The organism is Streptomyces sp. NPDC013455 (assembly GCF_040632975.1).
Classification (GTDB): domain Bacteria; phylum Actinomycetota; class Actinomycetes; order Streptomycetales; family Streptomycetaceae; genus Streptomyces.
The window spans coordinates 1-4,854 of record NZ_JBEYCX010000055.1; the positions used below are offsets into that span (position 1 = coordinate 1).

Below are 4,854 nucleotides of genomic sequence, written 5' to 3' on the forward strand. Positions count from 1 at the left end.
TTTTGATGATGCCGCCCACTCCTGCGGCGGCCTGGGCGTGGCCGATGTTGGATTTCAGCGAGCCCAGCCACAGTGGCCGGTCCTCGGAGCGGTCTCGACCGTAGGTGGCCAGGAGGGCCTGGGCTTCGATGGGGTCGCCGAGTTTCGTGCCGGTGCCGTGGGCTTCGACGGCGTCGACGTCCGCGGCCGACAGTCCCGCGTTGGCGAGGGCCTGTCGGATCACGCGTTGCTGGGAGGGGCCGTTGGGGGCGGTGAGGCCGTTGGAGGCGCCGTCTTGGTTGACGGCGCTGCCGCGCACGACCGCGAGGATGCGGTGACCGTTGCGCTCGGCATCCGACAGCCGCTCCACCAGCAGCATGCCGACTCCCTCGCCCCAGCCCGTCCCGTCGGCCGCAGCGGAGAACGCCTTGCACCGGCCGTCGGCCGACAACCCCCGCTGGCGCGAGAACTCTACGAATGCGGCAGGGGTCGACATCACCGTCGCGCCGCCGACGAGCGCCATGGTGCACTCGCCCGAGCGCAGTGCCTGGCAGGCCAGGTGCAGGGCGACCAGAGAGGAGGAACACGCGGTGTCGACCGTTACGGCAGGGCCTTCGAGACCCAGCGTGTAAGCGATGCGGCCCGACGCGATGCTGCCCGCGCTCCCGTGCCCCAGGTAACCCTCGTAACCGGCCGGTGCGGTAAGGAATCGGCCCGCGTAATCGTGGTAGATGAGCCCGGCGAAGACGCCGGTGGGCGTACCGCGCAGAGATTCCGGGTTGACACCGGCGTGTTCGATGGTCTCCCAGGCGGTCTCAAGAAGCAGCCGTTGCTGTGGATCCATGGCGAGAGCCTCGCGGGGACTGATGCCGAAGAAGTCGGCATCGAACTCGCCCGCGTCATAGAGGAAGCCCCCCTGCTGGGTGTACGTGGTCCCGTGATGTCCCGGGTCCGGGTCGTACAGCGCCGCCAAGTCCCAGCCACGGTTCGTGGGGAACCCGCCGACCGCGTCGTCTTCGTCGTTCACAAGGCGCCACAGGCCGTCGGGCGTCCGTACGCCGCCAGGGAAGCGACACGCCATGCCGACGATCGCGATGGGTTCGTCGGCGACCGCAGCCCGGAGAGGGAGACGGCTGCTGGTGTCTTCCGCCCCGACGATCTCCGACTGGAAGTACCGGCACAGGGCCATCGGAGTGGGATGGTCGAAGACCAGCGTGCTGGGCAAGGCGAGGCCGGTGACGGCGGCCAGCTGGTTGCGCAGCTTGATGGCGGCCAGTGAGTCGAAGCCGAGATCTTTGAATGCCTTTTCAGGGTCTACAACCTCTGGCGTGGCATGGCCGAGCACTGCGGCGACCTCCCGCCGGACCAGGTCGAGAAGCGCCTCGTCACGCTCTTGGGGGGATTGGCCGGCAAGAGTGTCGCGGAGCGAGGTCACGCGCGGTTCGGGTGCGGCGGCATCCGTCGGGAGAGATGGGCTGCTGGTGACGGGGCGTGTCTGTAGCCAGTAGCGGGTGCGTTGGAATGAATAGGTGGGCAAGTCGAGGCGGCGGCTGGGCGGTTGGGTGTGGTGGTGGGTGTGCCAGGGGGTGGTGGTGTGGGCGAGGGCGGTGAGGAAGTGCTGTGCTGGTTCGGAATGTTGGGGGTTGAGGAGGGTGACGGCGGTGGGGTTGTGTTCGGGCAGTGTGTGGTGGGTGAGGGCGGTCAGGGTGTGATCGGGGCCGAGCTCGATGAAGGTGCCGACCTGGTGTTCGTGGAGGGTTTGGGTGGTGTCGCGGTAATGGACGCACTCCCGTGCCTGACGCGCCCAGTACTCGGGGGTGAGGGGGTCGCCGTCGCTGGAGGTGATGAGGGGGGTGTGGGGTGGGTGCAGTGTCAGCTCACCGGCCATCGCGCCGAGTTGGTCGAGGATGGCGTCGGTGTGGGGGGAGTGGAAGGCTTTGCCGCTGGTCAGGGGTTTGGTGGTGATGTTCTGGTTGCGGGCCCAGGTGGTGAGGTGTTCGACGGTGTCGGGGTCGCCGCTGATGACGAGGGAGGTGGGGGTGTTGATCGCGGCGATGGCGACCTTGTCCTCCAGCCCTTCCAGCTGGGGGGCGAGGGTGTCGGGTGTGGTGTGCAGGGTGGTCATGGCGCCGGGGGGCAGGGTCTGCATGAGGCGGGCGCGGGTGGCGATGAAGCGGACGGCGTCGGGCAGGGTGAGGATGCCGGCGAGGTGGGCGGCGGTGACCTCGCCCAGGGAGTGCCCGGCCAGGTAGTGCGGGCTGATCTTGTACGTCTCGGTCAGCAGCCGGTGCAGGGCGACCTGGAGAGCGAAGAGGGCGGGCTGGGCGTAGAGGGTTTGCGCGAGTAGTTCCCCCGGCTCGCTGCCCGACTTGGTGTCACTGCCGGTGTGGAGGAGGAGGTCGCGGAGGGGGTGGTCGAGGTGTTCGGTGAAGTGGGCGCAGATTTCGTCCAGGGCGGCGGCGAAGACGGGGAAGGCCTGGTAGAGGCCGTTGGCCATCCCGGGGTACTGGGTGCCCTGCCCGGAACAGACGAACGCGGTCTTCCCGCCCGTCCCCGTGCCGCTGGGCGAGAGGGCGACAGTGCTGGGGTGGGGTTGCCCGGCGGCGAGTGCAGCGAGGGCGTCCAGGGCCTGGTCGCGGTTGGTGGCGATGATGGTGGCCCGGTGTTCGAACAGGGCGCGGGTGTGGGCCAGGGTGTGGCCGAGGGCGGCCGCATCCAGGTCGGGGTTGTCACGGAGGTGGGAGTGCAGGGTGCCGGCCTGCGCACGCAGCGCGGCCTCGGTCTTGCCTGACACCACCCACACCAGCGGCAGCACCGGCTCCCCGCCACCGGCCTCCGCCTCACACCCCACCGGCTCCAGCTCTGGCTCCGGCTGGGGGGCTTCTTCCACGATCACGTGGGCATTGGTCCCGCTCACTCCGAACGAGGACACCCCAGCCCGCCGTACCCGACCCGCCTCCGCGTCCCACGGCCGTGCCCGCGTCAGCAGCTGCACGGCACCCGAGGTCCAGTCGATGTGGGGCGACGGCTCCTCGGCGTGCAGGGTTCGCGGCAGCACCCCATGCCGCAACGCCATCACCATCTTGATGACGCTGCCCACACCCGCCGCGGCGATCGAATGGCCGATGTTCGACTTCAGGGCGCCGAGCCAGAGTGGGCGGCCATCGGGTCGGTCTTCGCCGTAAGCCTCTTGCAGGGCCTGGACTTCAATGGGGTCGCCGAGCCGGGTGCCGGTGCCGTGGCCCTCGACTGCGTCGATGTCAGCGGGGGCGAGGTGGGCATTGGTCAAGGCTTGGCGGATCACCCTGCGTTGCGAGGGGCCGTTGGGTGCGGTGAGGCCGTTGGACGCGCCGTCCTGGTTGACCGCGCTGCCACGTACCAGGGCAAGGATCCGGCGGCCGTTGCGCTCCGCGTCGGAGAGCCGTTCGAGGAGGAGCATGCCGGCACCCTCACTCCACCCGGTGCCGTCGGCCGAAGCGGAGAACGCCTTGCACCGACCATCGACCGAGAGGCCGTGGTGGCGGGCGAACTCGATGAACACCATCGGGGTGGACAACACCGAGGCGCCGCCCGCGAAGGCCATCGTGCACTCGCCGGCGCGCAGAGCCTGGCAGGCCAGGTGCAGCGCGACGAGGGACGAGGAGCACGCCGTGTCGATGGTGACCGCGGGTCCTTCGAGGCCGAACGTGTAGGAGATGCGACCGGACGCGATGCTGGCGGCCGCCCCGGTCAGCAGGTAGCCCTCGACGTCCGGACGCCGCCCGTGCTGATCGGTCGTGTAGTCCTGCGGGTTGACGCCCGCGAAGACTCCGGTTTGGCTGCCGCGGACGGAGGTCGGGTCGATCCCGGCGTGTTCGAGCGCCTGCCAAGCGGTTTCCAGGAGGAGTCGTTGCTGGGGGTCCATGGCGAGCGCCTCGCGCGGCGAGATTCCGAAGAACTCCGCGTCGAACTCCCCGGCGTCGTAGAGGAATCCGCCGTGCCGGGTGTAGGAGGTTCCGGGGCGGTCGGGGTCGGGGTCGTAGAGGCCGTCCAGGTCCCAACCGCGGTCGGTGGGGAACTCACCGATCGCGTCCGTGCCCGCATCGACGAGTTCCCACAGATCCGCGGGCGACCCGACCCCGCCCGGGTAGCGGCAGGCCATCCCTACGATGGCGATCGGCTCCTGTTCCCGTTCGACGACCTCGTACAGGCGCCGTCGGGTCCGGTCCAGGTCGGCGGTCACTCGCTTGAGGTACTCGAGGAGCTTCTGATCGTTCGCCACGTCTAGTTCACGTCCTTGGAGAGAACCCGTTGCGTACGGGGACACCGCGTCGGTCTGGTTCAGGAGAGGCCGAGGTCTCGGTCGATGAATTCGAGGAGTTCGTCGGCGGTCGCCGACGCGAACCTGCCGGAGTCGTCGGTGCCCTCGGTCGTGGGTTGCCGAGAACCGCTCCACTTGAGCATCAGCGACTGCAATCGCAGAGTCACCCGTTCGCAGGCGGAGTCGTCCCTGTCCAGTGCGTCGAGCGCGGATTCCAGTTTGTCGAGCTCTGCCAGCACCGGGGCGACGTCACTGTCAGCGTTGCCGGTGAGGAGGGTGGTGAGGTGGTGGGTGAGGGTGGTGGCGGTGGGGTGGTCGAAGGCGATGGTGGTGGGCAGGCGTAGGCCGGTGGTGTGGGTGAGGTGGTTGCGCAGTTCGACGGCGGTGAGGGAGTCGAAGCCGAGGTCGCGGAAGGCGTGGTCGGGGTGGATGGTGTCGGGGGTGGGGTGGCCCAGGACGGTGGCGATGTGGCTGCGCACGAGGGTGAGGAGGGTGTCGTGTTGCTGTTCGGGGGTGAGGGTGCCGAGGCGTTCGGCGAGGGTCGCGTCGTGGTCGGCGGTCCCCGGCCGGGTGTG

At 69.3% G+C, this 4,854-nt stretch carries 2 protein-coding genes; both read right to left on the reverse strand.

Annotation, left to right across the window (positions count from 1 at the left end):
* Positions 1-4,240: beta-ketoacyl synthase N-terminal-like domain-containing protein (locus ABZ576_RS34180; RefSeq protein ID WP_360749955.1), on the reverse strand; the 4,240-nt coding region annotated here is incomplete at its 3' end.
* A 59-nt stretch (positions 4,241-4,299) separates the two neighbouring features.
* Positions 4,300-4,854: phosphopantetheine-binding protein (locus ABZ576_RS34185; RefSeq protein WP_360749958.1), on the reverse strand; the 555-nt coding region annotated here is incomplete at its 5' end.